The sequence below is a fragment of the Pseudomonas sp. 43A genome, assembly GCF_013363935.1.
GTDB classification, from domain to species: Bacteria; Pseudomonadota; Gammaproteobacteria; order Pseudomonadales; family Pseudomonadaceae; genus Aquipseudomonas; species Aquipseudomonas crudilactis.
Map to the genome: position 1 here is coordinate 4,928,688 of NZ_CP054880.1, position 25,454 is coordinate 4,954,141.

At 62.3% G+C, this 25,454-nt stretch carries 3 protein-coding genes (1 of these 3 only partly in view); all 3 read right to left on the bottom strand.

Going from position 1 to position 25,454, the window contains the following annotated elements; genetic code table 11:
• Tightly spaced (each overlapping or abutting the next), the 3 genes in view from HUW52_RS21610 to HUW52_RS21620 form a layout consistent with a single transcriptional unit that may run on beyond the window.
• Entirely contained in the window at positions 1-3,231 is a 3,231-nt protein-coding gene (locus HUW52_RS21610; protein ID WP_175554865.1) for an amino acid adenylation domain-containing protein, read from the bottom strand.
• Positions 3,228-16,754, bottom strand: a complete 13,527-nt coding sequence (locus HUW52_RS21615; RefSeq protein WP_175554866.1) for a non-ribosomal peptide synthase/polyketide synthase — start codon at positions 16,752-16,754, stop codon at positions 3,228-3,230. Before HUW52_RS21615 ends, HUW52_RS21610 begins: the two co-directional genes overlap by 4 nt.
• On the bottom strand, positions 16,754-25,454 hold the 3' portion of the coding sequence (locus HUW52_RS21620) for a non-ribosomal peptide synthetase (protein WP_175554867.1). It continues 3,620 nt past the right edge of the window; only the last 8,701 of its 12,321 coding nucleotides appear in the window; its start codon lies off the right edge, out of view — the gene reads right to left on this strand; its stop codon occupies positions 16,754-16,756. The genes HUW52_RS21615 and HUW52_RS21620 overlap by 1 nt, the downstream gene beginning before the upstream one ends.

Sequence of the window (25,454 nt, forward strand, 5' to 3'; positions counted from 1 at the left end):
TCAGCTTGTTTGCGCAGCCTTGGCGGCCTGTAACTGTCGCGCCTGCTCGGCTAGACGGGCCTTTTCCTCAGGACTCATCGCCTCCATGCGCAGGCGTACCTGAGCCATTTTCTCCAACTGCCCCGGGCTGCTTTCCACCGCCCGCAACGCCAGCGCCAGCGACGCCACGGTCGGATGATCGAAAACCAGTCCCGGATGAATTTCGCATTGCAGCAACTTGCGAATACCGGCGACCAGTTTGATCACCAACAGCGAATGGCCTCCGGCCGCGAAAAAGTCGCGCTCGACGCTCAAGCGTTCAAGCCCCAGCAGTTGCGCCATGCGCACGGCAAGCAATTGCTCCAGTGCATCACGCGGCGCAACGCCTTCGTCATCCGCTGCCGTAGCGGCCAATTGTTGCAGCGCCTTGCGATCGATCTTGCCGTTGGCCAGCCGTGGAAAACGCTCGATCAGTTGCAGATGCTGCGGCACCATCACGGCGGGCAGACGCGCACTCAGTTCGGCTCGCGCGGTGTCGAGCAGATTCGCTGTGGCGCCCTGCTGCGGCACGATAAACGCCAGCAGACCTTGCTCGGCCGACGCGGCAGGCACCACCAGCGCTTCGGCAACCGCCGGCAGGCGCAGCAACTCGGCTTCGATTTCCGCGAGTTCGATACGGAACCCGCGCACCTTGACCTGTTGATCACGTCGACCGTGCAACTGGATCGCTCCGTCGGTGCGGTAACGCGCCAGATCTCCGCTGCGATACAAACGCTGCGCCGCATCGAACGGACTCTGGATGAACGTCTGCGCATCGGCCTCGGCATTCAGATAACCACGGCACAATTGCGCACCGCCCAAGTACAACTCGCCCAGCACACCGACGGGCGCCAGACGCAAATCAGCGTCCAGCACATACACCTGATTGTTGCCCAGCACTTGGCTCAGCGCCGAGCAATCGCTGGCCGTGCCGTCCAGGGTCAGTGGATGGATCATCACACCCACCGTGGTTTCGGTCGGGCCATAGTGGTTGAACACCCGACAATCACTGCGCAGCCGCGCAATGCGCTCGATCAGCGTCGGCGCAATCGGTTCGCCGCCCAGCACCAGCGTGTGCGGCAAGGTTGCCTGCTCATTGTCGAGCAGCGCCGCAAGGTGCGACGGGACGATTTTCAGGCAGTCGACCTGATGCTGCTTCAGGTAGTCGGCGAATAATGCGCCGTCCTGCATTTGCGCATCACTGGCGACGTGCAGGGTTGCCCCATTGAACAGCGCACCGAACAACGCCGTGTTGCCCAGATCTGCCGCGACCGTAGAACTGAAACCGAAGTTTTTGCATGGCTCCAGACCCAGCGCCTGACTGGCCTGAGCGACGTAGTTGAGCAATTGCCGATGTTCGATCACCACACCTTTCGGCACACCGGTAGAACCGGAGGTGAACAACACATAAGCAATGTCGGAGCCTTGCGTCGCGAGCGTCGGCAACGGCGCGCCCGACGCACCGAGTTCTGCCAGCGTCAGCGTTTTGTACGGCTGATCCTGCCAGGCCGTCAGGTGCGCCGCATCGGTCAACAACAGCGCGGCGCCGGCCTGTTCCAGCATCAATGCCTGACGCGCCTGCGGCCATTGCACATCCAGCGGCAGATACGCGCACCCGAGGCGCCAGCTCGCCAACATTGCGATCACCAGATCCGCCGAGCGTGGCAACGCCAGCGCGATGATCGAGCCTGCGCTGACACCTTGATGGTTCAAACCCTGAGCGGCGCTTTCGACGCGGGCCTGCAACTGGCCGTAGCTCAATGACTGCTCAGCGTCGGTCAAGGCAATGGCGTGCGGCGTACGCAGCGCCAGATCAGCAATGCGCTGTGGCAGATAACGCTGATCAGCCAGCGCCTGTATCGCCGGATTGATTGCCAGCAAGCGCTGTTCAGCGGCGCGACTGAGCAGGTTGAGTTGCGCCAGTGTCGCGTGTGGTGCATCGACAATCGCGCTCAACAGCACGCCAAACTGTTCCAGTACGGCGTTGGCGGTCGCTGGTGAATAGCGCGAAGCGGCGTACTGCAGACCAGCGCCGGCAAGACGCTGGTTTTCGTCCAGCTGCACCTGCAACAACAATTCGAAAGCATCCGGTTGCACCTGCACGACGTCAGCCACGCTCCAGCGCATACCGCCGCTGCTCGCGGCAACGCCGATCTGGCCAAGGCTGAAACCGTAGGCCGAACGTGCTGCGTCGGGCGCCAGTTCCGGCGTCCAGTATTCCTGCCAGGTGCGATGTTCTTCGACACGCGCGGCCAATTGCCCCAGCCAGTCACTGAAGCGCGCACTGCCAGGCAGTTCCAGCGACAGCGGCAGGGTTTTCTCGAACACGCCCACGGCGTTGGCAAAATATTCATAATCAGCACGGCTGTCATGCCGCAGACCGACCAGTACCTGATCGAGCCCGCTCAAACGTCCCAGCAACACCCACCACGCGCCTTGCAGCAACGTGGCGACTGGCTGACCGAGCTGCTCGGCCAGCGCTTGCAGAGCATCACGCTGCGCCGACTGCAGACTCAGCGATACGCACGTATCGGCGGCACTCACTTCGAGGCCGGCGCTGCGAGCGGCCAGCCATGGCGTAGCGATATCGGCCTGCACACCTTGCAGGTGCTGCTGCCAGTAGGTACGCGCGGTGACGGCGTCTTCATCGAGCACCACCTCACTGCGCCATTCCAGATACTGGGCGAATTCCCCCGACTCTTCGTCTTCGCTTGGCTGAACCCCGGCGTACGCTTGCTGCACTTGTTGCAGCACAAGGTTCAACGATGGCGCGTCGGCACTGTAGCGAGCAATGCCCAGCACCAGTTGCCATTGCTGTGACGCCAGTCGATACAGCACCGCCTGGACACTGGCCGATTCGCCGACGACAAAGGCGCGTTCCAGCGATTCGCTGATTTGCGCCTGAACGTCCCCGCCGCGTTGCTCGCCGGCATGGATCGTCAGCGGGAAGCGCCCGGCGTCGGCCGCCGCCTGACGCAAACCGTGGAAACCGCTGACCTTGTCCAGCCGCGCCAACAGCATCGGCTGCTGTGCCAGCACGGTATCGAACGCGGCCTGCAAACGTTGCGGATCAAGATCACCGTCAATGCCAACGCTGAGCCAGCGCATGGCCTCGCCACAGGTGGCGGTGTTCGACAGGCGCTCATGCAGCGCCTGTTGCTCAGGCGTCAGGGCGAAACCCGGATCCTGCACGTCCTTCATGACTTCGCTCATGCTCCGCTTTCCTCGGTATTCAATGCCGCCCGAGCGTTGGTGGCCGCGCGCTCCAGGCTGCTGTGGTCGTACATGTCACCCATCGCGACGACAATCTTGCGCGGGCCCTCGAACGGATCACGGGCATGCGCCACCAGCATGTTGTCGAGCAGGATCGCGTCGCCCTTCTGCCAGTCGAATCGCACGGCGCACTCTTCATACAGCTCACCAATGCGCTGCATCACGTCGTCTTCGATCGGTGTGCCGTCGCCGTAATACACATGACGCGGCATGCGCTCGGCGCCGAACATCGACAGCAGGTCTTCACGCACATCCGGCTCCAGCCAGTAGATGTGGTGCAGTTGCACCTGATTGAAAAATGACTTGGCGCCGGTGATCGGGTGACGAATGATCGCCGGTCCCGGTGTGCGGGTTTGCAGTTCGTTGTTGTCGAGCCAGCGCCACTCGATACCGCCGGCGCGACAGCGGGCTTCGACTTCGGCACGGTCTTCGGTCTTGAAGAAGTGCTGCCACGACACGTCGAGGTTGTCGGTGAAGGTGCGCACATACAGCAAGCCTTTGGACTCGAACTTGTCACGCAGGTCTGCCGGCAGTTTTTCGTACATCAAGCGGCAGTCGACTACCGGCGTTGCACCGCCGACCGGCGCCGCTTGCTCGCAATAGAACATCTGCTTGCGCGGCCAGCGATCCTGGTGCGAGCTCTCGTTGTGGAACAGGATCATCTTGCGTTCCGGGTACGGCGTGGAGCGGTAGGTGTTCTTGCCGCCCTCCTTCTTCGGCAGATCGCCGTATTGACCGTACAGGCCCGGCTGGATCGCTTCGGCGAACGCTTCAAAACCCTGAATGCCGTCGAGCTCGAAACCACGGAAGAGAATGCCGGCGTGGGTCGCCAGTTTTTCTTCGATCAGCGGGCGGTTGTGCTTGATCCACTCGATCAAATCCAGCTGCGGCTCGTTCGGTTCCATCAACAGCGGGAACGGCTGCGGCGCAGCGATCAGCGATTCGCGGATCGGCGCCGGGCGAACCTTGGCCACCGGGGCGGCGCCACGCTTGAGGAACTTGCCCAGTTTGTCGGCCTTGGGTCCGGGGGCAGCGGGTTTGGCCGCCACTGCTAAATTGTCGACTGGCATGCTGATAGCTCCCAATTGAATGTCCTGATCAGCGACGATCTGTTCCAACAGGGCTATCCAGGCCTTCACCAGGTACTGAATGCGCTCGTGTCCGAACAAGGTTGTGGCGAATTGCCAATTACCCAGCAATTGCCCTTCTTCTTCGTCAACGAACAATGCCATGTCGAATTTAGAATGGCTCTGCAGTGCCGCCAGCGGCTCGACGCTCAAACCGCCCATGGATTGGGTGCGACCCGGCAGGTTGTTCATCACGAACAACACCTGCACCAACGGGTTCATGCCCTTGTGACGCGGCACGCCACAGGATTCGACGATCATGTCCAGCGGCAGGTCCTGATGCTCCAGCGCGCCGAGCAAGGTGTCCTGAGTGCCCGCGAGAAACGTCGAGAACGCCGTGTCGGCCGAGAAGCGTGAACGCAGCGGCAAGACGTTGACGAAGAAGCCGATCAGCCGCTCCAGCTGCGCCTGCTCGCGCCCGGCGACGTCGGCGCCGACCAACACGTCGTCGCCGCCGCTGAATTGATGCAACAGCACCTGGAACGACGCCAGCAGCGTGCTGTACAGCGTCACCCCGGCGTCATTGGCAACCTTGCGCAAGGCCTGACTCAAATCCTTCGGCAGATGGAACTGCACGGCATCACCGTCGTACGACGCCACCGGCCCGCGCGGGGTGTCCAGCGGCAGGTTGAGCTGCCCGCTGTAGCCACTGAGCCTCTCTCTCCAGTAATCCGCCTGCTGGCCGAGAATCCCTTGCCGCTCCAGCGCCTGTTGCCACAGGGCAAAATCCGAGTACTGCACTTCCAGCGCCGGCAACGACGCGGCAGCACCGGCCTTGCTCAACTCATAGAGCTGCACCAGCTCATTGATCAATACGCCCATCGACCAACCGTCAGAAATGATGTGATGCATGGCGAACAGCAGCACATGCTCGGTCGGCGACAGATGCAGGATGCGCCCGCGCCACAATGGCGCCTGCTCCAGATCGATCGGTGTCCGTGCGTTATCCAGCGCGGCCTGCGCGACCTGTTCTTCCTGGGCACTGCGCGACAGACCGGACAGATCGAGCAACGGGAAGTCGACGTCGACCTGCTCGGCAATCAGCGCAATCGGATCACCTTCGTCATCCTGCGAGTACGCGGTGCGCAACACTTCATGACGGCGCACCACTTCGGCAAAACTGCTCATGAAGCGCTCGACCGACAGCTCACCGCGCAAGCGCAAGGCCAGCGGCATGCCGTAGGCCGAGCTGCCGCCGGACAATTGTTCGGCGACCCACAGACGACGTTGCACCAACGACAGCGGTGCCGTCGACTTGGCGCCCCAGGCCTTCAGTGGAACGGCCTGACTGGCCGTCCCGCCGAGGGTCGGTGTCTGCTCCTCGGCCATCCAGGTGGCCAGATCCTTGAGGCGCGGATAGTTGAACAGGTCGCGCAGGCTCAACGCGCCGCCGGTCAAATGGCGCAAACGCGAGACGGCCTGAGTGGCCAGCAGCGAGTGCCCGCCCAGTTCGAAGAAATGATCCTCGCGGCTGACCTGATCGAGCTCCAGGACGTTCTGCCAGATGGCTGCGATCTGCTGTTCCAGTTCACCGACCGGGGCAACGAAATCACCCGCCGCGACAAACGCGTCGGCGCTCGGCAAGGCCTTGCGGTCGACCTTGCCGTTCGGCGTCAGCGGCAGGCTGGCGAGGAACAGCACGTGCGCCGGGATCATGTAGTCCGGCAGGTGCGTCTTGAGTCGCGTCTTCAGTGCTTCGCGCAGAGCGGCTTGCGCGGCCGCATCGGCGCTGGCCACGGTCGCATCATCGACCACCACATACGCCACCAGTTGATGGCTGGAGGCGATCGGTTGCGCCACCACTAGTGCCTGGCTGACGTTGTCGATCTGCAACAGACGCGCTTCGATTTCGCCCAGCTCGATACGGAAACCGCGCACCTTCACTTGGTGATCGATACGCCCGACGTATTGCAACGTGCCGTCGCCCAGATAACGGGTCAGGTCGCCGGTGCGGTACATACGTTCGCCATTGCCGGCGAACGGATTGGGCACGAATTTCTCTGCGGTCATCGCCGCCCGGCCCAGATAGCCACGGCTGAGACCGGCACCGGCCAGGTACAACTCCGCCGACACACCCTGCGGTGCCGGTTGCAGATCGCCGCCCAGCACATAACTGGCGGTGCGGATCATCGGTCGACCGATGTTCGCCGTGCCGCCAGCCTCTCGACGGGTCCAGGTGGAGTAAACGGTATCTTCCGACGGGCCGTACAAGTCGAAGATATCGGCGATGGTCGCCTGTTGATACAGGGTGTCCACCAGGTTCTGCTTCAGCGCTTCGCCGCACAGGTTGATGATGCGTACGCTGGCAGGAATATCGCCAGAGTCCTGCAAGGCATTGATTGCCGACGGCACGGTATTGATCAGGCGTACCTGATCGCGCGCCGGCAAGTGCGGCAACTCCAGCGCGTTGCGCGCGATGATCAACGAACCGCCATTGGCCAGGGTGACAAACAGCTCCCACACCGACAGGTCGAAACATACCGACGTCGAAGCGAGCACACCTTGAATGTCCTCGCGGCTGTAGAGGTGCTTCGACCAGTCGCTCAGCGCCATGATGTTGGCATGGCTGATCGATACGCCTTTGGGCTTGCCGGTGGAACCAGAGGTGTAAATCACGTAGGCAAGATTGTTCACACTCACGTCGGTGACAGGCGCGACCGTGCTGTAGGCCGAGAGATCCAGTTGATCCAGCAGCAACACTTGCATGTCGCCGGCGAGCGACAGGGTCGCGGCTACATCGGTTTCGGTCAGCAGCACGCGGGCGCGGCTGTCTTCAAGCATGTAGGCGACCCGATCCGCCGGGTAATCCGGGTCCAGCGGCACGTAGGTGCCACCGGCCTTGAGGACCGCGAGCAATGCCACCAGCAGATTGTCGGTGCGCTGCATCGCTACACCGACGCGCACTTCGGCGGCGACGCCCGTGCTGATCAAACGGTGCGCCAGGCGATTGGCCCGGGCATCGATATCGCTATAAGTGAAGGACTGCTGGCCGAACGTCACGGCGCGCGCGTCCGGCTGGGCAGCGACCTGACGCTCGATGGCCTGGTGGATGCAAATCGGCTCAAGATCAGCGCTTGCCTGCGGATTCCAGTCACGCAGAATACGTTGCTCGTCACCTTCCTCCAGCAAGTTCCACTCGCCCAGGCAGGCATCGGCGCTGGCGTGCATGCCGTCCAACAGTTGCTGCAACTGTGTCGCCAGTTTGATCACGGTGCTGGCGGCAAAGCTTGTGTGCTGATAGCTGAAGTGCACGGTCAGTTGCTGATCGAGGTTGACCATCAACGTCAGCGGATAGTTGGTCTGCTCATAGCGGTCAACCTCGCCAAAGCGCAGGTCAGCCGATTCGGCTTGCTGCAAGGCTTCGGCAATCGGGTAGTTCTCGAACACCAGAATGTTGTCGAACAACGCCTCACCGCTCTGCCCTGCCCAACGCTGAATGTCGAACAGCGGTGTGTGCTCTTGCTCGCGCAGCAACAGGTTCTGTGCCTGCACCTGTTGCAGCCATTGCGGCAACGACTGTTCGGCACGTGGGCTGGCAATGATCGGCAAGGTGTTGATGAACAGACCGATCTGCCCTTCGACGCCATTCAACTGCGCCGGTCGCCCCGATACCGTGGCGCCGAACGTGACCGTGTCCTGCCCGGTGTAGCGTTGCAACAGCAACAGCCACGCGGCTTGCACCAGCGTGTTGACCGTGACCTTCTGCGCCCGGGCAAAACTGTTGAGTTCGGCGGTCGCGTGAGTGTCGAGGGTCAGCAGGTATTCACCCTGACCGCTGGCGGTTGCATCAACCAGGTGCGGCACGGCATCGGCCAGATACGTCGGTGTCTCGAAGTCGGCCAGTTGGCCTTTCCAGAAGTTTTCCGTGACCTGCGCGTCCTGCTGCGCCAACCACTCGATGTAATCGCGATAACGCCCCGCCCCCATCGCCGGCGCGTGGCCGTGATAGCGCTGCAATACATCGCCGAGCAACTGCGAGTTGCTCCAGCCGTCCATCAGAATGTGGTGCGAGGTGTAAATCAGATGGAAGCGCTCAGCCGCCACCTGCACCACGACCAAACGCAGTAACGGTGCCGCGTGCAGATCAAAGCCTTGCAGGCGTTGCTCAAGCTCCAGGGCTTTCAGGGCTGGCGCCAGGTCACCGCGATCACGCCAGTCGAGCACGCTGAACGGCACTTGCAAGCCTTTGTGCACCACTTGCAGGGCGTTGGGCAGATCCCCTTCCCAGACAAAACCGCTGCGCAGCACTTCGTGACTGTCCATCGCCGCTTGCCAGGCATCGCGGAAACGCTCGACCTGCAAGCCATCGACGGCCACACACATCTGGTTGATGTAATCACCGGACTGTTGCGCGTAGAGGGTGTGGAACAGCATGCCCTGCTGCATCGGCGACAACGGATAAATATCTGCAATCTGCTGTGGGCGGGTTGGCAAGCCGTCGAGCTGCGCCTGGGTCAAGCCGGCCAGCGGGAAGTCCGAAGGCGTCAGCCCAGCGACGCCCGGGGTCAGGCAATGGCCGATCAACGCGGCCAGCTCCTCGGCATAATCCGCCGCCAGTGCTTCGATCACAGCACTGTCGAAACGCTCGCTGCTGAAGGTCCAGCCTACGCGCAATTCGCCGCCGTACACCTGACCGTTGAGGGTCAGCCAATTGCCCATTGGCGCATCCGGGCTCTGGTCGAGACCGGCGTTGTCCGGCGCCGGGGCAAACAGCGCGCCGTCATCGCCCTCGAAACTGCCGTCGAACTGGCCGAGGTAGTTGAAGGTGATGCGCGGGGTCGGCAATTCACGCAGGCTCTGTTGTGCCTGAGCATCGCCAAGATGACGCAGTGCGCCGAAACCGATGCCCTTATTGGGGATCGAGCGCAGTTGTTCCTTGATCTGTTTGATCGAATCGCCCGCGCCTTCGGCCGGGGTCAGGCGCACCGGGAACAGACTGGTGAACCAGCCGACGGTGCGGGTCAGATCAACACCGTCGAACAGCTCTTCACGACCATGACCTTCGAGCTGAATCAGCGTCGACGCCTGCCCGCTCCAGCGGCCAATGACCCGCGCCAACGCAGTCAACAGCAAGTCGTTGACCTGGGTGCGATACGCCGCCGGGGCTTCTTGCAGCAACTGTCGGGTCAGCTCGCTGCCGAGACGGGTCTGCACAGTGTGCGCCAGACGATTGTGCTGACCGGCATCGGCACGCTTGCACGGCAGATCCGTGCTGACATCGCTCAGGCTGGCTTGCCAGTAAGCCAATTCCTGTTGCAACGCCGCGCTGTTGGCGTAGCGCTGCAAGTGCTCGCTCCAGTCCTTGAAAGCACTGGTTTTCGCCGGCAGCTTCAGTGGCTGACCGTCGAGCAATTGCTGATAAGCGTTTTGCAGGTCTTCCAGCAGAATCCGCCACGACACACCGTCGACGACCAGGTGATGGATCACCAACTGCAAGCGCTGAGTACCATCGGCCAGATTCGCCAACACGGCGCGCAACAGCGGCCCGTTCTGCAGATCGAGGCTGCGCTGGGCGCGGTTGCCCAAGGCTTCCAGCGCAGCCGCATCGGCGACGTCTTCCTGCCACAGCAGGTTTTGCGACTGCACTTCAATCGCGCGGTGCTCGGCCTGCCACACGCCATTGTGCTGAGTGAAGCTCAGGCGCAAGGCATCGTGATGCGCGACCAGCGCACGCAACACTTGCTCGACTTTGTCCGCGTCCAGCGGCTGACGCGGCTTGAGCAGCACCGATTGGTTCCAGTGATGACGCTCAGGGATTTCATCGTCGAAGAACTGCTGCTGAATCGGCAGCAGCAACGCTGCGCCGGTCACCGCTTGTTGGTCGATGCTCGTTTCGTCATCGCCCAACTGCGCGACCAGGGCCAGACGTTGAATGGTCTGGTGCTGGAACAGGTCTTTCGGGTTCAGGCGAATGCCGGCCTGCCGTGCACGGCTGACCACTTGAATCGAGATGATCGAATCGCCGCCCAGTTCGAAGAAGTTGTCGTTGAGGCCCACTTGCGGCAGCTTCAGCACGTCTTGCCAGATCGCCGCCAAGCGTTGTTCCAGCTCACTTTGCGGCGCCTGATAGGTCTGCTGCGCCTGACTGGCATCCGGCGACGGCAACGCGCTGCGATTGAGCTTGCCGTTGGCGGTCAGCGGTAATTGCGCGAGCAGCAACAGGTGCGCCGGGATCATGTGATCCGGCAGGTTTTCCTTGAGTTCGGCCCGTACGCGGTCGCGCCACTGCGCCTGTTCAGCAGGGCTTGCGTCGAGTAACGCAGCATCGCTCGGCACCAGATACGCGACCAGTTGTTGACCACTGAGGCCCGGCTGCGCCAGCACCACCGCCTGACGCACGGCGGCCTGTTCAAGCAGTTGCGCTTCGATCTCACCGAGTTCGATACGGAAACCGCGAATCTTCACCTGATGGTCGATCCGCCCAATGTATTCGATCACGCCGTCAGCGCGATAACGCGCCAGGTCGCCGGTGCGATACAGACGACCACCGTCAGCGGCAAACGGATCGGGAATAAACCGCAACGACGTCAGATCGGCACGGTTCAGATAACCGCGCGCCAGACCGGCGCGACCGACGTACAGCTCACCGATGCAGCCTTTGGCCACCGGGTTCAGGTCGCCGTCGAGCAAATACCACGACAGGTCCGGGATCGGCTCGCCGATCGGGCTGCTGGCGTCACGCTGCAAATCGGCCATCGACAACGGCCGGTACGTCACGTGGACGGTGGTTTCGGTGATGCCGTACATGTTGATCAGTTGCGGCGTTTGGTCGCCGAAACGCTCGAACCATGGACGCAGGCTTTTCACTTCCAGCGCCTCACCGCCAAACACCACGTAACGCAGCGCCAGTTGTTGCGCGGCGTGCTCCGGGGCGCAGGCGACTTGCATCAACTGCTTGAACGCCGACGGCGTCTGGTTGAGCACGGTGATGCCTTCGCGACAGAGCAAAGCGAAGAAATCTTCCGGCGCACGGCTGACCTCGTAAGGCACCACCACCAGTTTGCCGCCGTACAGCAGCGCACCGAAAATCTCCCACACGGAGAAGTCGAACGCATAGGAGTGGAACAGGCTCCAGACATCCTGCGGGCCAAAATCGAACCACGCGGCGCTGGCCTCGAACAGGCGCAGCACATTGCGATGGGCGAGCAAGGTGCCCTTCGGCTGACCGGTCGAACCCGAGGTGTAAATCACGTACGCGAGGTTATCCGCGCTCATGCTCACTTGCGGATTGCTGTCGCTGTAGCCCTCGAGGTCTTCGCGATCCTGATCGAGCATCAGGCTGCGCACCGAGTCCGGCACCGGCAGACGTGCGAGCAAATGGCTCTGGGTCAACAGCAGGCCGATGCCGCTGTCGCCGATCATGTAGCTCAGGCGTTCTTCCGGGTAGCTTGGGTCGAGCGGCACGTAAGCACCGCCGGCCTTGAGAATGGCGAGCAGTCCGACCAGCATGTCGAGGCTGCGCTCGACCGCAAGGCCGACGCGCACGTCCGGGCCGACGCCGCTGGCAATCAGCTTGTGCGCCAACTGGTTGGCGCGGCTGTTGAGCTCAAAGTAGCTCAGGCACTGCTCGGCATACGTCACGGCAATCGCTTGCGGTGCGCGGGCGGCCTGGGCTTCGATCAAGTGATGCAGGCACTGCTCGCTCGGGAAATCGGCCACGGCCGGGTTCCATTGCAGCAGGGTCGCGCCGCGCTCGATGGCATCGTGCAGTGGCAGTTCGGCGATACGCTGGGCGCTGTCGGCGACGATGCCTTGCAGCAGATTCGTCCAGTGTTGCGACAGACGCTCGATAGTCTCGACGTCGAACAGGTCGGTGGCGTAAGTCAGCTCGGCCCAGACATTATCGGTCGATTCAAAGGTGTTCAGGGTCAAGTCGAACTGCGCGGTATTCGACGCCCAGGGCAAGCCTTCGATATGCAATTGCGGCAGGCGTGTCGCGCCCTGCGCCTGACGCGCCTGGCTCTGGTGGTTGTGCATCACCTGGAACAGCGGGCTATGGCTGAGGCTGCGTTCCGGTTGCAGCGCGTCGACCAGTTGCTCGAACGGCAGATCCTGATGGGCCTGAGCGCCGAGCACGGTGTTCTTCACTTGCTGCAACAGGCTGCGGAAGGTCTGCTGACTGTCGAATTCAGCCTTGAGCACTTGGGTGTTGACGAAGAAGCCAATCAGCCCTTCCGTCTCGACCCGATTACGGTTGGCCACGGGCACGCCAACACGGATGTCGGCCTGACCGCTGTAGCGGTGCAGCAAGGTCTGGAACGACGCCAGCAACAGCGCGAACAGGGTGACGTTTTCACGCTGCGCGACTTGTTTGAGGGCAGCGGCCAGATCGAGGCTCAGCGGGATGTCGCGACGGGCACCGCGATAGCTTTGCTCGGCCGGGCGTGGACGGTCGCTCGGCAGCTCCAGCAACGGCTGATCGCCATCGCCGAGTTGCGCGGTCCAGTAGCTCAACTGACGCTCGCGCTCACCGGCGTCCATCCACTGTTTCTGCCACACGGCATAGTCGGCGTATTGCACCGGCAACGTCGGCAAATGCGCGGTCTGACCCTGGCTGTACGCGGCGTACAACGCCACCAGTTCATCGACCATGATGTTCATCGACCAACCGTCAGAGACGATGTGGTGCAAGGTGATGACCAGCGCATGATCATCGGCAGCCAGACACAGCAGTTTCACCCGCAGCAACGGGCCTTGCTGAAGATTGAACAGGTGCAGGGTTTCTTCGGCGACCAGCGCTTGCAGCGCTGCATCGTCCAGCCCGGCAACGTCCTGCACTTGCAGATCCAGCGTGCCTTGCGTCTGAATCACTTGCAGGGTTGTGCCCTGCTCTTCGACGAAGCAGGTGCGCAGGGATTCGTGGCGCTCAATCAACGCATTGAAGCTTTGCTGCAATGCCGGCAGATCCAGTTCGCCACGCAGACGCAGTGCGGCCGGAACGTGATAAGCGCTGCTGGTCGGTTCCAGCTGCCAGAGGAACCATTGGCGTTCCTGCGCATAGGAAAGCGCCAACGGTTGCAGACGCGGCAGCGCAACAATCGCCGGTTCCTGCGTCGCCTGATCGACACCCAGCGCGGCAACGAAATCTTCCAGTGTGCTGTGCTCGAACAGCGTGCGCAGCGGCACCTGAACGTTCAGCGTCTGACGCACACGGGAGACCACTTGCGTTACCAGCAAGGAATGGCCGCCGAGTTCGAAAAAGTTGTCACTGAGGCCGACACGCTCAAGCTTGAGCACCGCTTGCCAGATCTCGGCGACGGCATGTTGAGTCGCGGTTTGCGGCGCAATGTAGCTTGATTGCAACTGGCTGGCATCGGGGGCCGGCAAGGCTTTGCGGTCGACTTTGCCGTTGGGGGTCAGCGGCAGTTGCGCGAGGAACAACAGCTGTGCCGGCACCATGTATTCCGGCAGTTCAGCCTTGAGGCTGGCTTTCAGCGCGGCACGCAGTTCGACTTCATCAGTAACGCTGGCGGATGGCACCACATAGCCGACCAGTTGCGCACCGGTCGGGCCGTCCTGAGCGACGACGACGGTTTCACGCACGCTGTCCAATGCAAGCAAACGCGCTTCGATCTCGCCAAGTTCGATACGGAAACCACGGATTTTCACTTGATGGTCGATGCGCCCGATGTACTCGATCACGCCTTCTGCGCGATAACGGGTCAGGTCGCCGGTGCGGTACAGACGTGCGCCGTTTTTCGCGAGCGGATCCGGTACAAAACGTTCGGCGGTCAGGCTCGGACGCTGGAAGTAACCACGCGCCAGACCGTCACCGCCAATCAGCAATTCACCGGGTGCGCCGAGCGGATTCAGCTCAAGGTCGCTGCCGAGGATGTACAGCGCGGTGTTGTCGATCGGCGTGCCAAGGAATGGACGGCTATTGTCCGCGCTCAGTGCGTGTTGCGCCGACCAGATCGTGGTTTCGGTCGGGCCATACAGGTTCCACACGCTCGGCGTCAGCGCCAGCATGCGCTTGGCCAATTCCTGCGGCAGCGCTTCACCGCCACAGAGGAATGTGCGGCCATTGAGAATCGCCGCGTGTTCGTTGTCGAGCAGCATGCGCCAGGTCGATGGCGTGGCTTGCAGCACGCTGACGGCGTGACGTTCGATCAACGCCAGCACCGCTTGCGGATCCTGATGCACGTCCTTTCCAGTCAGCACTACGCAGGCGCCAGCCAGCAGCGGGCCATAGATTTCCAGGCCAAAAATATCGAACGAGAACGTGGTCAGCGACAACATGCGATCCGCAGCGGCAATCCCCGGCTGCTTGATCATGCTCGCGACAAAGTTGCGCAGCGCCGCGTGGCGCACCATCACGCCTTTCGGTTTGCCGGTGGAACCGGAGGTGTAGATCGTGTAGGCCAAGTGCTCGCCATTGACGGCCACGCTCGGCGCGGTCTGTGGATAAGCCGCCAGCCAGTCACCTGGCTGATCGAGCAACAGGGTCTGCACACCCGCCGGGATCGGCAACTGCGCTTGCAAATGCGTTTGGGTCAACAGCAATTGCAGGCCACTGTCCTCGATCATGTAGGCCAGACGATCCTCGGGATACGCCGGGTCCAGCGGCACATAAGCGCCGCCGGCCTTGAGGATCGCCAACAGGCCGACGATCATCTCAACGCTGCGCTCGACCGCGATGCCGACCAATTGATCCGGGCCGACGCCGGCCTCGATCAGATGATGCGCCAGTTGATTGGCCCGGGCATCCAGCTCGCCATACGTCAGTACATCGTCGCCGATGATCAGCGCCGTCGCCTGCGGGTTTTGCTGCGCCTGCAAGGCAAAGTCCTGCTGCACGCACTCGGCCTGCGCGCTGTGATCCGCTGCGCGGAACCAGTCCTGCAACAACACGCCGTGCTCGGCACTTTCCAGCAGCGGCAGTTCGCCAACCCGCTGGGTTGGCGCGGCAATGATGCCCTGCAACAGGTTCTGCCAATGACGCGCCAGACGCTCGACCGTTTCCGGCTTGAACAGATCGGTGGCGTAGGTCAGCTCGGCGGCGAAACCATCCTTCGATTCGTAAGTATTGAGGGTCAGGTCGAATTGCGCGGTGCGCCCTTCCCACTGCACATCCTCGACGCTCAGCTGCGGCAGTTGCACCGCACCACGGCTCTGGTCACGGCTGGTCTGGTGGTTGAACATCACCTGGAACACCGGGCTGTGACTCAGGCTGCGCTCCGGTTGCAGCGCTTCGATCAACTGCTCGAACGGCAGATCCTGATGCGCCTGCGCGGCCATCGCCGCTTGCTTGACCTGGGCCAGCAGTTGGTTGAACGGCAACTGCCCATTCACTTCGGCATTCAAGACCTGCGTGTTGACGAAGAAGCCGATCAGGCCTTCAGTCTCGACCCGGTTGCGGTTGGCGGTCGGCACGCCGACGCGAATCTGCGCCTGGCCGCTGTAGCGATGCAGCAACGCCTGGAACGACGCCAGCAACAGCATGAACAGGCTGGCGCCTTCGCGCTGGGCCAGTTGCTTGAGCGCGTCGCTGAGGGCGGCTGGCAGGTCCAGTTGCAAGCGCGCACCGCGCAAACTTTGCACTGCCGGACGCGGGAAATCGATCGGCAGTTCCAGCACTGGCTGCTCGCCGTCCAGTGTCTTGATCCAGTAAGCCAGTTGTCGCTCACGCTCGCCCGCTTCCAGCCAGTGACGCTGCCAGATCGCGTAGTCGGCGTATTGCACCTCCAGTTCCGGCAATGCCAGTGGCTGCCCGGCGGTGTCGGCGGCGTAATGCTGGATCAACTCGTTGACCAGCACTTTGATCGACCAGCCATCGGCGATGATGTGGTGCTGGACCAGCACCAGCACATGATCGTCATCGGCGATTTTGAGCAATGCCACGCGCAGCAGCGGGCCCTGTTGTAGATTGAACGGGCGCGCGGTTTCGCCTTCGACGAACGCCTTGATCGCCGCCTCTTCGCCAGCGCTGTCGAGGCCTGCCGGCAGCGGTGCCATGGAGATGCTCAGCGGCAACTGAGGGTGAATCACCTGGCAGAAGGTTTCGCCGTGCTCGGCAAACGTGGTGCGCAAACTTTCGTGGCGCGCGGCCACGGCATTGAAGCTGCGTTCCAGCGCCGCCACGTCCAGTTGCCCCTTGAGGCGCAAGGCGCTGGGGATGTGATACGCGGTGCTGTGCGGGTCCATTTGCCAGAGGAACAGTTGACGTTCCTGAGCGTACGACAGAGGAATCGCTGCAAACCCGGAACGTGTTTCCGGGATCGGCAGGTTGGCCGGGGAGACGCCCTCTTCGAGCATCTTTTCCAGGTACAGCTTACGTTTGTCCAGCGGCAGAGTGATAAAGCGCTTGGCTACCCTCAAAGCAACACTCTTGTCCATCAGACTTCCTCCATATCGTCAAGCAGGGCTTCCAGCTTGCTCAGTTTCTGTTCGTTGATTGCCCCGCCTCCTGTATCGAGTCGAGCGACAAAGTCACTCAGGACGGGGTGCTGGAATAACAGTTGCGGGGTCAGCGTCAGGCCCAGTTCGAGGGCGATGCGCGACACCACGTTGACCGCCAGCAGCGAGTGCCCGCCCAGTTCGAAGAAGTGATCGTTCAGACCAATGCGTTCAACCTCGAGCACTTGCTGCCAGATCGCCGCGACCTGCTGCTCAAGCTCACTCTGCGGCGCGACGTACGCGGCCTGCATCTGGCTGGCATCCACCGCCGGCAGGGCCTTGCGGTCGAGTTTGCCGTTGGGGGTCAGTGGCAACTGCTCAAGGAACAGCAGGTGCGCGGGAATCATGTAGTCAGGTAACGAAGACTTGAGGCCAGTCTTTAGTCCGTCGCGCAGTTGCCGCTGCGCTTCGCCGTCGTACAGATCCAGTTGCGGTGCGACCACGTAGGCCACCAGTTGCGCGCCCGTCTCGCTTGCAACGGCAAGCACCGCCGCTTCGGTGACGGTGGGTTGCGCGAGCAATCGTGCCTCGATCTCGCCCAGTTCGATGCGGAATCCACGAATTTTCACCTGATGGTCGATCCGGCCCATGTACTCCAGCGCGCCCTCTTCGCGTTCACGAATCAGGTCGCCGGTGCGGTACATGCGCTCGCCGTTGCTGGCGAGTGGATTGGGCACAAAGCGTTCGGCAGTCATCGCTGCACGCCCCAGATAACCGCGGGTGATGCCGGCGCCGGACAAGTAAAGCTCCGCCGAAATCCCTTGCGGCACCGCTTGCAGATCGGCGTCGAGCAAGTGGCTGGCGCTGTGATCAAGGGCACGACCGATGCGCGGCTGGCCACCGGCGGTGCGGCGGGTCCAGGTCGAATAGGTGGTGTCTTCCGACGGGCCATAGAGGTCGTAAACGTGCTTGATCGTCGACTGCTGATACAGCGTGTCGACCAGGCCTTGCTTGAGCGGTTCGCCGGCCAGATTGATGATGCGCACGCTCGCAGGAATCTGCCCCGCGCGTTGCAGTGCAGCAATGGCCGACGGCACGGTGTTGATCAGGCGTACCTGATCACGCGCTGGCAACTGCGGCAGCTCCAAAGCGTTACGCGCAATGATCAGCGAACCGCCGTTGGCCAATGTGACAAACAGCTCCCATACCGACAGGTCGAAGCAAACCGAGGTCGAGGCCAGCACGCCTTGAATATCGTCGCGGCTATAGACCTTGGCCGACCAGTCGATCAGCGCCATGACGTTGCGATGGGCAATCGCCACGCCTTTCGGTTTGCCGGTGGAACCGGAGGTGTAGATCACGTAAGCGAGGTTGTCCGGTGTGACCGATGTTTGAGGTGCGCTAGCCGGATAAGCGCTCAGCGAAACCAGATCCATTAGCAGCACTTGCGTGTCACCCGGCACGCTCAGGGTTGCGGCGACCGCTTGCTCAGTGAGCAGCACCCGCGCGCGGCTGTCTTCGAGCATGTAGGCAACGCGGTCAGCCGGGTAATCCGGGTCCAGCGGCACGTAAGCGCCACCCGACTTGAGCACCGCCAGCAAGGCAATCAGCAACTGCTCGGAACGCGGCATCGCCACGCCCACGCGCACTTCCGGGCCGACACCCAGTTCGATCAATTTGTGCGCCAGGCGATTGGCCTGCGCATCCAGTTCGGCGTAACTCAGTTGCGTATTGGCGAAGGTCACCGCCAGCGCGTCCGGGGTTGCTGCCACTTGGCGGGCAATGCCCTGATGAATGCACAGCTGGGTGACGAAGTCGGGCTCGACGTTCGTGACGTTGTCGATCAGGTTCAAGTCGCTCAACGAGCCTTCACCCGCTTCGACCATCTGCCCGAGCAGACGCTGCAGGCTTTCACCCAACTGCGCCACGCTGGCCGCCGCAAAACTGTCGCGCTGGTAACTGAAATGCACCGACAGTTGCGCGCCCATGCTCACCAGCAAGGTCAACGGATAGTTGGTCTGCTCCTGATTGACCACCGCACCGAAACGCAAATCCTTCGGCGCGCCGCGCTCCAGCGCTTCGCCAATCGGATAGTTCTCGAACACCATCAGGCTGTCGAACAACGCGTCACCGCCCTGCCCGGCCCAACGCTGAATGTCCGCCAGTGGCGTGTGTTCAAACTCACGGGACGCGAGGTTCTGCGCCTGCACGGCTTGCAGCCAACTGGCCAGACTCTGCTGCGCTTGCGGCGCGGCCACCACTGGCAAGGTGTTGATGAACAGCCCGATCTGCTCTTCGGCCCCCGGCAGATCCGCCGGACGCCCGGCCACGGTCGCACCGAATGCCACACAGTCCTTGCCGGTGTAACGCTGCAAGAGCAACAGCCATGCAGCCTGCACCAGGGTGTTGACGGTGACTTTCGAGGCACGGGCGAATTCACCCAGACGCACGCTCAGATCAGGGTCGAGAACTTGGTAATGGTCGCCATAACCGACACTTGGCAAAGCGTCGACTGGCCGCGCGAGCGCATTGGCCAGACGCGTCGGCTCTTGCAGGTGTTCCAGCGTTGCCAGCCAGTAACTCTCGGCAGCCGCCGCATCCTGACGTTGCAGCCAGCCAATGTAATCGCGATAGCGACCCGCCGGACGCGGTACCGCTTCGCCGCGATAATGCTGCAACACTTCGCCAAGCAACTGCGCGCTGCTCCAGCCGTCCATCAAAATGTGATGGTTGGTGTAGATCAGGTGATGACGATCAGTCGCCGTGCGCACCAGCACCAGACGCAGCAGCGGCGCACAGGTCAGATCCAGGCCCAGTGCGCGCTCCTCGTCAGCGAGGGTTTGCAGCGCCGTGTCCAGATCAGCTTTGCCGTGCCAGTCGAGCACACTGAACGGCACGTCCACCTGCCGCTGCACCACTTGCACCGGTTGCGGCAAGTCACCCTGCCAGAAGAACCCGGTACGCAGAATGTCATGGGCATCCACCACCGCCTGCCACGCGGCGTGGAAGCGCTGCGGCTCGACGCCCTCGACGTCCAGACGCATCTGGTTGATGTAGTCGCCATTGCCATGTTCGAGCAGGGTGTGGAACAGCATGCCCTGCTGCATCGGCGACAGCGTGTAAATGTCATCGATACCTTGCGGCTCCAGCACCAGCGCATCCAGTTGCGGCTGCGACAGTTGCGCCAGCGGGAAGTCCGATGGCGTCACGCCACGGTTGCCGCTGTCGCAACAGTGGCCGATTAGCGCCGTCAGTTCCTGCACATAATCATCGGCCAGATGCTGGATGGTCGCCGCGTCGAACATGGCGCCGCTGTAGGTCCAACTCAGGTCCAACTCGCCGCCGAAGACTTTGCCGTTCAATGCCAGCGGGTTGCCCAGCGGGCCTTGCAGGTTGACTTCAGCACCGCCGGATTCGCTGGTCGGTGCGAACAAAGCCTCATCCGCCTCAGCAAAACTGCCGTCGAACTGGCCTAGATAGTTAAAGGTCAGGCGCGGCGCCGGCAAGCCTTGCAGTGCCTCGCGAGACTGCGCATCGCCCAGATGTGCCAGCGCACCGAAACCGATCCCTTTGTGCGGAATCGACCGCAGTTGTTCCTTGACCTGTTTCAGCGAAGCGCCCAGCTCAGCCACCGGCGACAGTCGCGCCGGGAACACACTGGTAAACCAGCCTACGGTGCGGGTCAGGTCGATGTTGTCGAAGAGGTCTTCGCGACCGTGGCCCTCCAGCAGAACCAGCGCATGGTCGTCACCGGTCCAGCGCACCATCACCCGTGCCAGGGCGGTCAGAAGCAGATCGTTGACCTGCGTGCGATAGGCCTGTGGCGCATCCTGCAAGAGTTGACGGGTCAGGGCTTTGTCCAGTTTGCTGCGGATCGTCAGCGCCTGATCGTGTTGCTGCCCGCCGTTTGGATGGTCGTAAGGCAAGGCAGCCGAAGCGTCCTGCAATTGTTGTTGCCAGAAGCTCAACTCAGTCTGCAACGCAGGGCTTGCTGCGTAGTCCTGCAAGGCTGCCGCCCAGACTTTGACTGCGCTGGTCTTGGCCGGCAATTGCACGGGATTACCCGCGAGGATCTGCCGATAAGCGTTTTGCAGGTCTTCGAACAGGATCCGCCACGACACGCCATCAACCACCAGGTGATGGACGATCAGCAACAGGCGTTGCGTACCGTCAGCCAGGTTCGCCAGCACCGCGCGAATCAGCGAACCATCACTCAATTGCAAGCTGCGCTGGGCCTTGTCGCCGAGGATTTCCAAAGCGTCGAGATCAGCCACATCGACTTGCCAGAGGATGGTCTCGCCAGCTTGCGTTGCAACGTCGCGGTATTGCGCGACCCAACTCTCAGCCTGCTCGGCAAATTCCAGACGCAAGCTGTCGTGATGCAGCACCAAGGCATCCAGCGCCTGCTCGAGCACGTGAGCATTCAGGGACTGATTGGGTTTGAGCATCACCGACTGGTTCCAGTGATGACGATCGGGAATCGCCTGCGCGAAGAACTCCTGATGAATCGGCAACAGTGCGGTCGTGCCGGTCACCGCTCGCTGATCGATCACTTGCAACGCTTCACCGGTCTGCGCGACCAACGCCAGCGCGGCAATGGTCTGGTGCTGGAACAGGTCTTTCGGTGTAAAGCGAATCCCGGCCTGCCGCGCACGGCTGACCACTTGAATCGAAATGATCGAATCGCCGCCCAGCTCGAAGAAGTTGTCGCTGATGCCCACTTGCTCAAGCTTGAGCACGTCTTGCCAGATCGCCGCCAGTTGCTGTTCCAGCGGCGTTTGCGGTGCAAGGTAAGCCTGTTGCAGTTGGCTGACGTCCGGTTTCGGCAGGTTCTTGCGGTCGAGTTTGCCGTTCGGCGTCAGCGGCATACGCTCCAGACGCAAGACATACGCCGGCACCATGTGCCCCGGCAACGTCCCCTTGAGTTGCGCACGCAGCTCGTCGGTGAAGTCGGCACGGCTGGAATCGCCCACCACATAGGCCACCAGACGCTTGCCACTGCCGGCGCTGCCTTCCTGCGCGACGACCACCGCTTCACGCACGCCGTCGAGGGCTTGCAGCGCCGCTTCGACTTCGCCCAGCTCAATGCGGAAACCGCGAATTTTCACCTGATTGTCGATGCGATCCAGGTAGTCGAACGTGCCGTCGACACGCTGACGCACCAGGTCGCCAGTGCGATAGAGCAAGCCGCCCGCGGCGCTGAACGGGTCAGCCACAAAGCGCTCGGCGGTCAGCCCCGGACGGTTCAGATAACCCCGCGCCAAGCCCGTGCCACCGAGGTACAACTCGCCGGCCATGCCTTGCGGCAGCAGATTCAGATCGGCGTCGAGCACGTAGGCGCTGCGGTCACCAATGCGGCTGCCGATTGGCGCGTACGCGGCGCCACACGGCACTTCGCGACCGGCCTTCCAGATCAGTGGAGTGACCACGGTTTCGGTCGGGCCGTAACCGTTGATGATGTAGTCCGGATCGAGCGCGCGTTTGACCCGCTCGAAACTGGCGTTCGGCACCGCATCACCGCCGAAGCAATAGATACGTACCTTCGGCGGATTGCCAACGCGTTCGGCGTGTTCGGCCAGTTGTTGCAGGTACACCGGCGGAAATGCGACGACGGTCACGCCGTGTTCGATCATCGCGTTGTAGGTCTGCTCCGGCGTCCACAACGTGTCGTCGCGAATCAGCAGCGACGCACCGTGGGTCAGGCTGGTCAGCCAGCGCTCGTGGGCACCATCGAAGGCGAACGACATGAAATGGAATTCACAGTCGCTGTCACGCATTTCATAGCGCTGACCGATGGCCTGGCAGTGCATGGCCAACGGACCGTGGGCGACGCTGACGCCTTTCGGATTGCCGGTAGAACCGGAGGTATAAATCACGTAGGCGAGGTTGTGCGGATCGAGCTGCACGTGTGGCGCCTTGATCGGCAACTCGCGCAAATCGAGACGATCCAGTTCCAGCAGCGGCACCGATTCATCGACCGGCAATTGCGCCGATACCGAAGAGTCGCTGATCAACAACGCCAGCCCGGAATCTTCGATCAGATAGGCCAGGCGTTCGCGCGGATAACTGGTGTCCAGCGGCACATAAGCACCGCCCGCCTTGAGCACCGCCAGCAGCGCGACGATTACCGACTCACTGCGCGGCAGGGCTACACCGACGCGGGTTTCCGCGCCGACGCCACGGGCGATCAGGGCATGCGCCAGTTGATTGGCACGCTGGTCGATCTCGCCGTAGCTGAAATGCTCACCGTTGAAGATCACCGCCGTGCGCTGCGGATTTTGCGCAGCCAACGCGGCAATACGCTGATGTACGCCGATGTCCAGCGGGTACGGCTGCGGGTGGTTTTCGGCATGCTGGCGCGCCTGCTCTTGAGCATCTGCCAAGGCGATTTCACCGAGGTTGCGCTCCGCCGACAGGGCAAACTGCTCAAGCAATTGCAACAGGTGCGCACTGATACCTTTGATGACATCGCTGGCGAACTGGCCGCGATCAAAGCTGTAGTGCAACGCCAACTGCTGACCGAGGGTGACCGCCACGCTCAGCGCGTAATGGGTTTGTTCGAGATTGCCGACATCACCGAATGTCAGCCCTTGCCCGGCCTGACTCAGCGCCTGGGCAATCGGGTAGTTTTCGAACACCAGAATATTGTCGAACAGCGCTTCACCGCCCTGCCCGGCCCAACGCTGGATGTCCGCCAGTGGCGTGTGCTCGAAGTCGCGCAGGCTCAGGTTCTGCGCCTGAACCGCTTGCAACCAGCTGCCAACGGTTTGATCCGGACGCGGCGCGCCGATGACCGGCAAGGTGTTGATGAACAGACCGACCTGCTGCTCGATGCCCGGCAGATCCGCCGGACGCCCGGCCACGGTCGCACCGAACGCCACGGCTTCGTGGCCGGTATAGCGTTGCAGCAACAGCAGCCACGCCGCTTGCACCAAGGTGTTGACGGTGACTTTTTGCTGGCGGGCAAAGGTTTCCAGCGCCTGGGTGCGCTGCACGTCCAGCGTCAGGTAGTGATCGCCATGGCCGCTCTGCTTCTCGCCAGCGGTGGCCGCGCGCGCCAGCCGGGTCGGCTCTTGCAGGGCAGCCAATTGGCCGCTCCAGAAATCTTCACTGAGTTGGCCGTCCTGACGTTGCAGCCAAGCGATGTAATCGCGATAACGTCCGCCGCCAGTCACCGGCGTGCGCCCGCTGTAGCGCTGCAAGACTTCGCCGAGCAACTGCGAGTTGCTCCAGCCGTCCATGAGGATGTGGTGATGGGTGTAAATCAGGTGCCATTGCTCGGCGCCGGTCTGCACCAGCAGCAGTCGCAGCAGTGGCGCGCAGGTCAGGTCAAAACCTTGCTGGCGCTCGGCATCGGCCAGCGCGGCGAGCGCTGCCGGCTGATCGTCGCGGTCGCGCCAGTCCAGCGTGCTGAACGGCAGTTGCACGTGCTTGTGGACGATCTGCACCGGCTGCGTCAGCTCACCCTGCCAGACGAATCCACTGCGCAGAATGTCCTGCGCATCGACGGTGGCCTGCCACGCGGCGCGGAAACGCTCGGGATCGAGACCTTGCACGTCGACGCGCAACTGGTTGATGTACTCACCCGCCGCTTGTTCATAAAGGGTGTGGAATAGCAGGCCCTGTTGCATCGGCGACAGCGGATAAACATCATCGAGTTGACCTGCCGGCACCGGCAACCCATCCAGTTGTGCCTGGGTCACGCGGGCCAGCGGGAAGTCCGATGGCGTTGCTTGCGCGGCTTGCAACGTGCAGCAATGTTCAATCAGCGCATGCAGTTCCAGCGCGTATTGATCGACCAGATACTGCACGGTCGCGCTGTCGAACATCTCGCGGCTGAAGCCCCAGCTCATCGACAGCTCACCGCCATAGACCTGGCCTTCCAGCGTCAGCCAGTTGGCCAACGGCGCGGCCGGATCCTGCGCAACGCCGCTGGTTTCAGCGGACGGCACGAACAGCGCGGCGTCGTCGAACTGACGATCGAACTGGCCGAGGTAGTTGAAGGTAATCCGGGGCGGCGCCAACGCTGCCAGTTCGGCGCGCACCGATGGCGCCGCCAGATAACGCAGCACGCCGTAACCCAGACCTTTGTCCGGCACGGCGCGCAGTTGCTCCTTGATCGACTTGATCGACCCGTCGAGATCGTCGGCGGCGGTCAGATTGACCGCGAACAGACTGGTGAACCAGCCCACGGTGCGGGTCAGGTCGATGTCATCGAACAGGTCTTCGCGACCATGCCCTTCCAGTTCGATCAGCGTGCCCGGCTCCCGGGTCCAGCGGCTGATGGTGCGCGCCAGTGCGGTGAGCAGCAGATCATTGACCTGCGTGCGATACGCGGCCGGGGCCTGTTGCAGCAACTGACGGGTGCGCTCGGCGTCGAGGCGCCATTCGATTTTTTCGCCGTGCAGGTTTTGCAGGCTGCCATCGGGACGTTCGCACGGCAGATCCTGCGCGCCTTGATGCTGGGCTTTCCAGTAATCCAGTTGCGCGTCGAAACGTGCCGCCTCGCTTTCCAGACGCGCGGTCCAGCTCTGGAAGGCATTGGTCTTGGCCGGCAACTGAATGCCTCCGCCCGCCGAGCGCTGTTCGTAAGCTTGCTGCAAATCTTCCAGCAGCACGCGCCAGGAAACCCCGTCCACTGCCAAGTGGTGAATGATAAGGTTCAGGCGCTGCGTGCCATCGGCCAGCGTCACCAGCAGT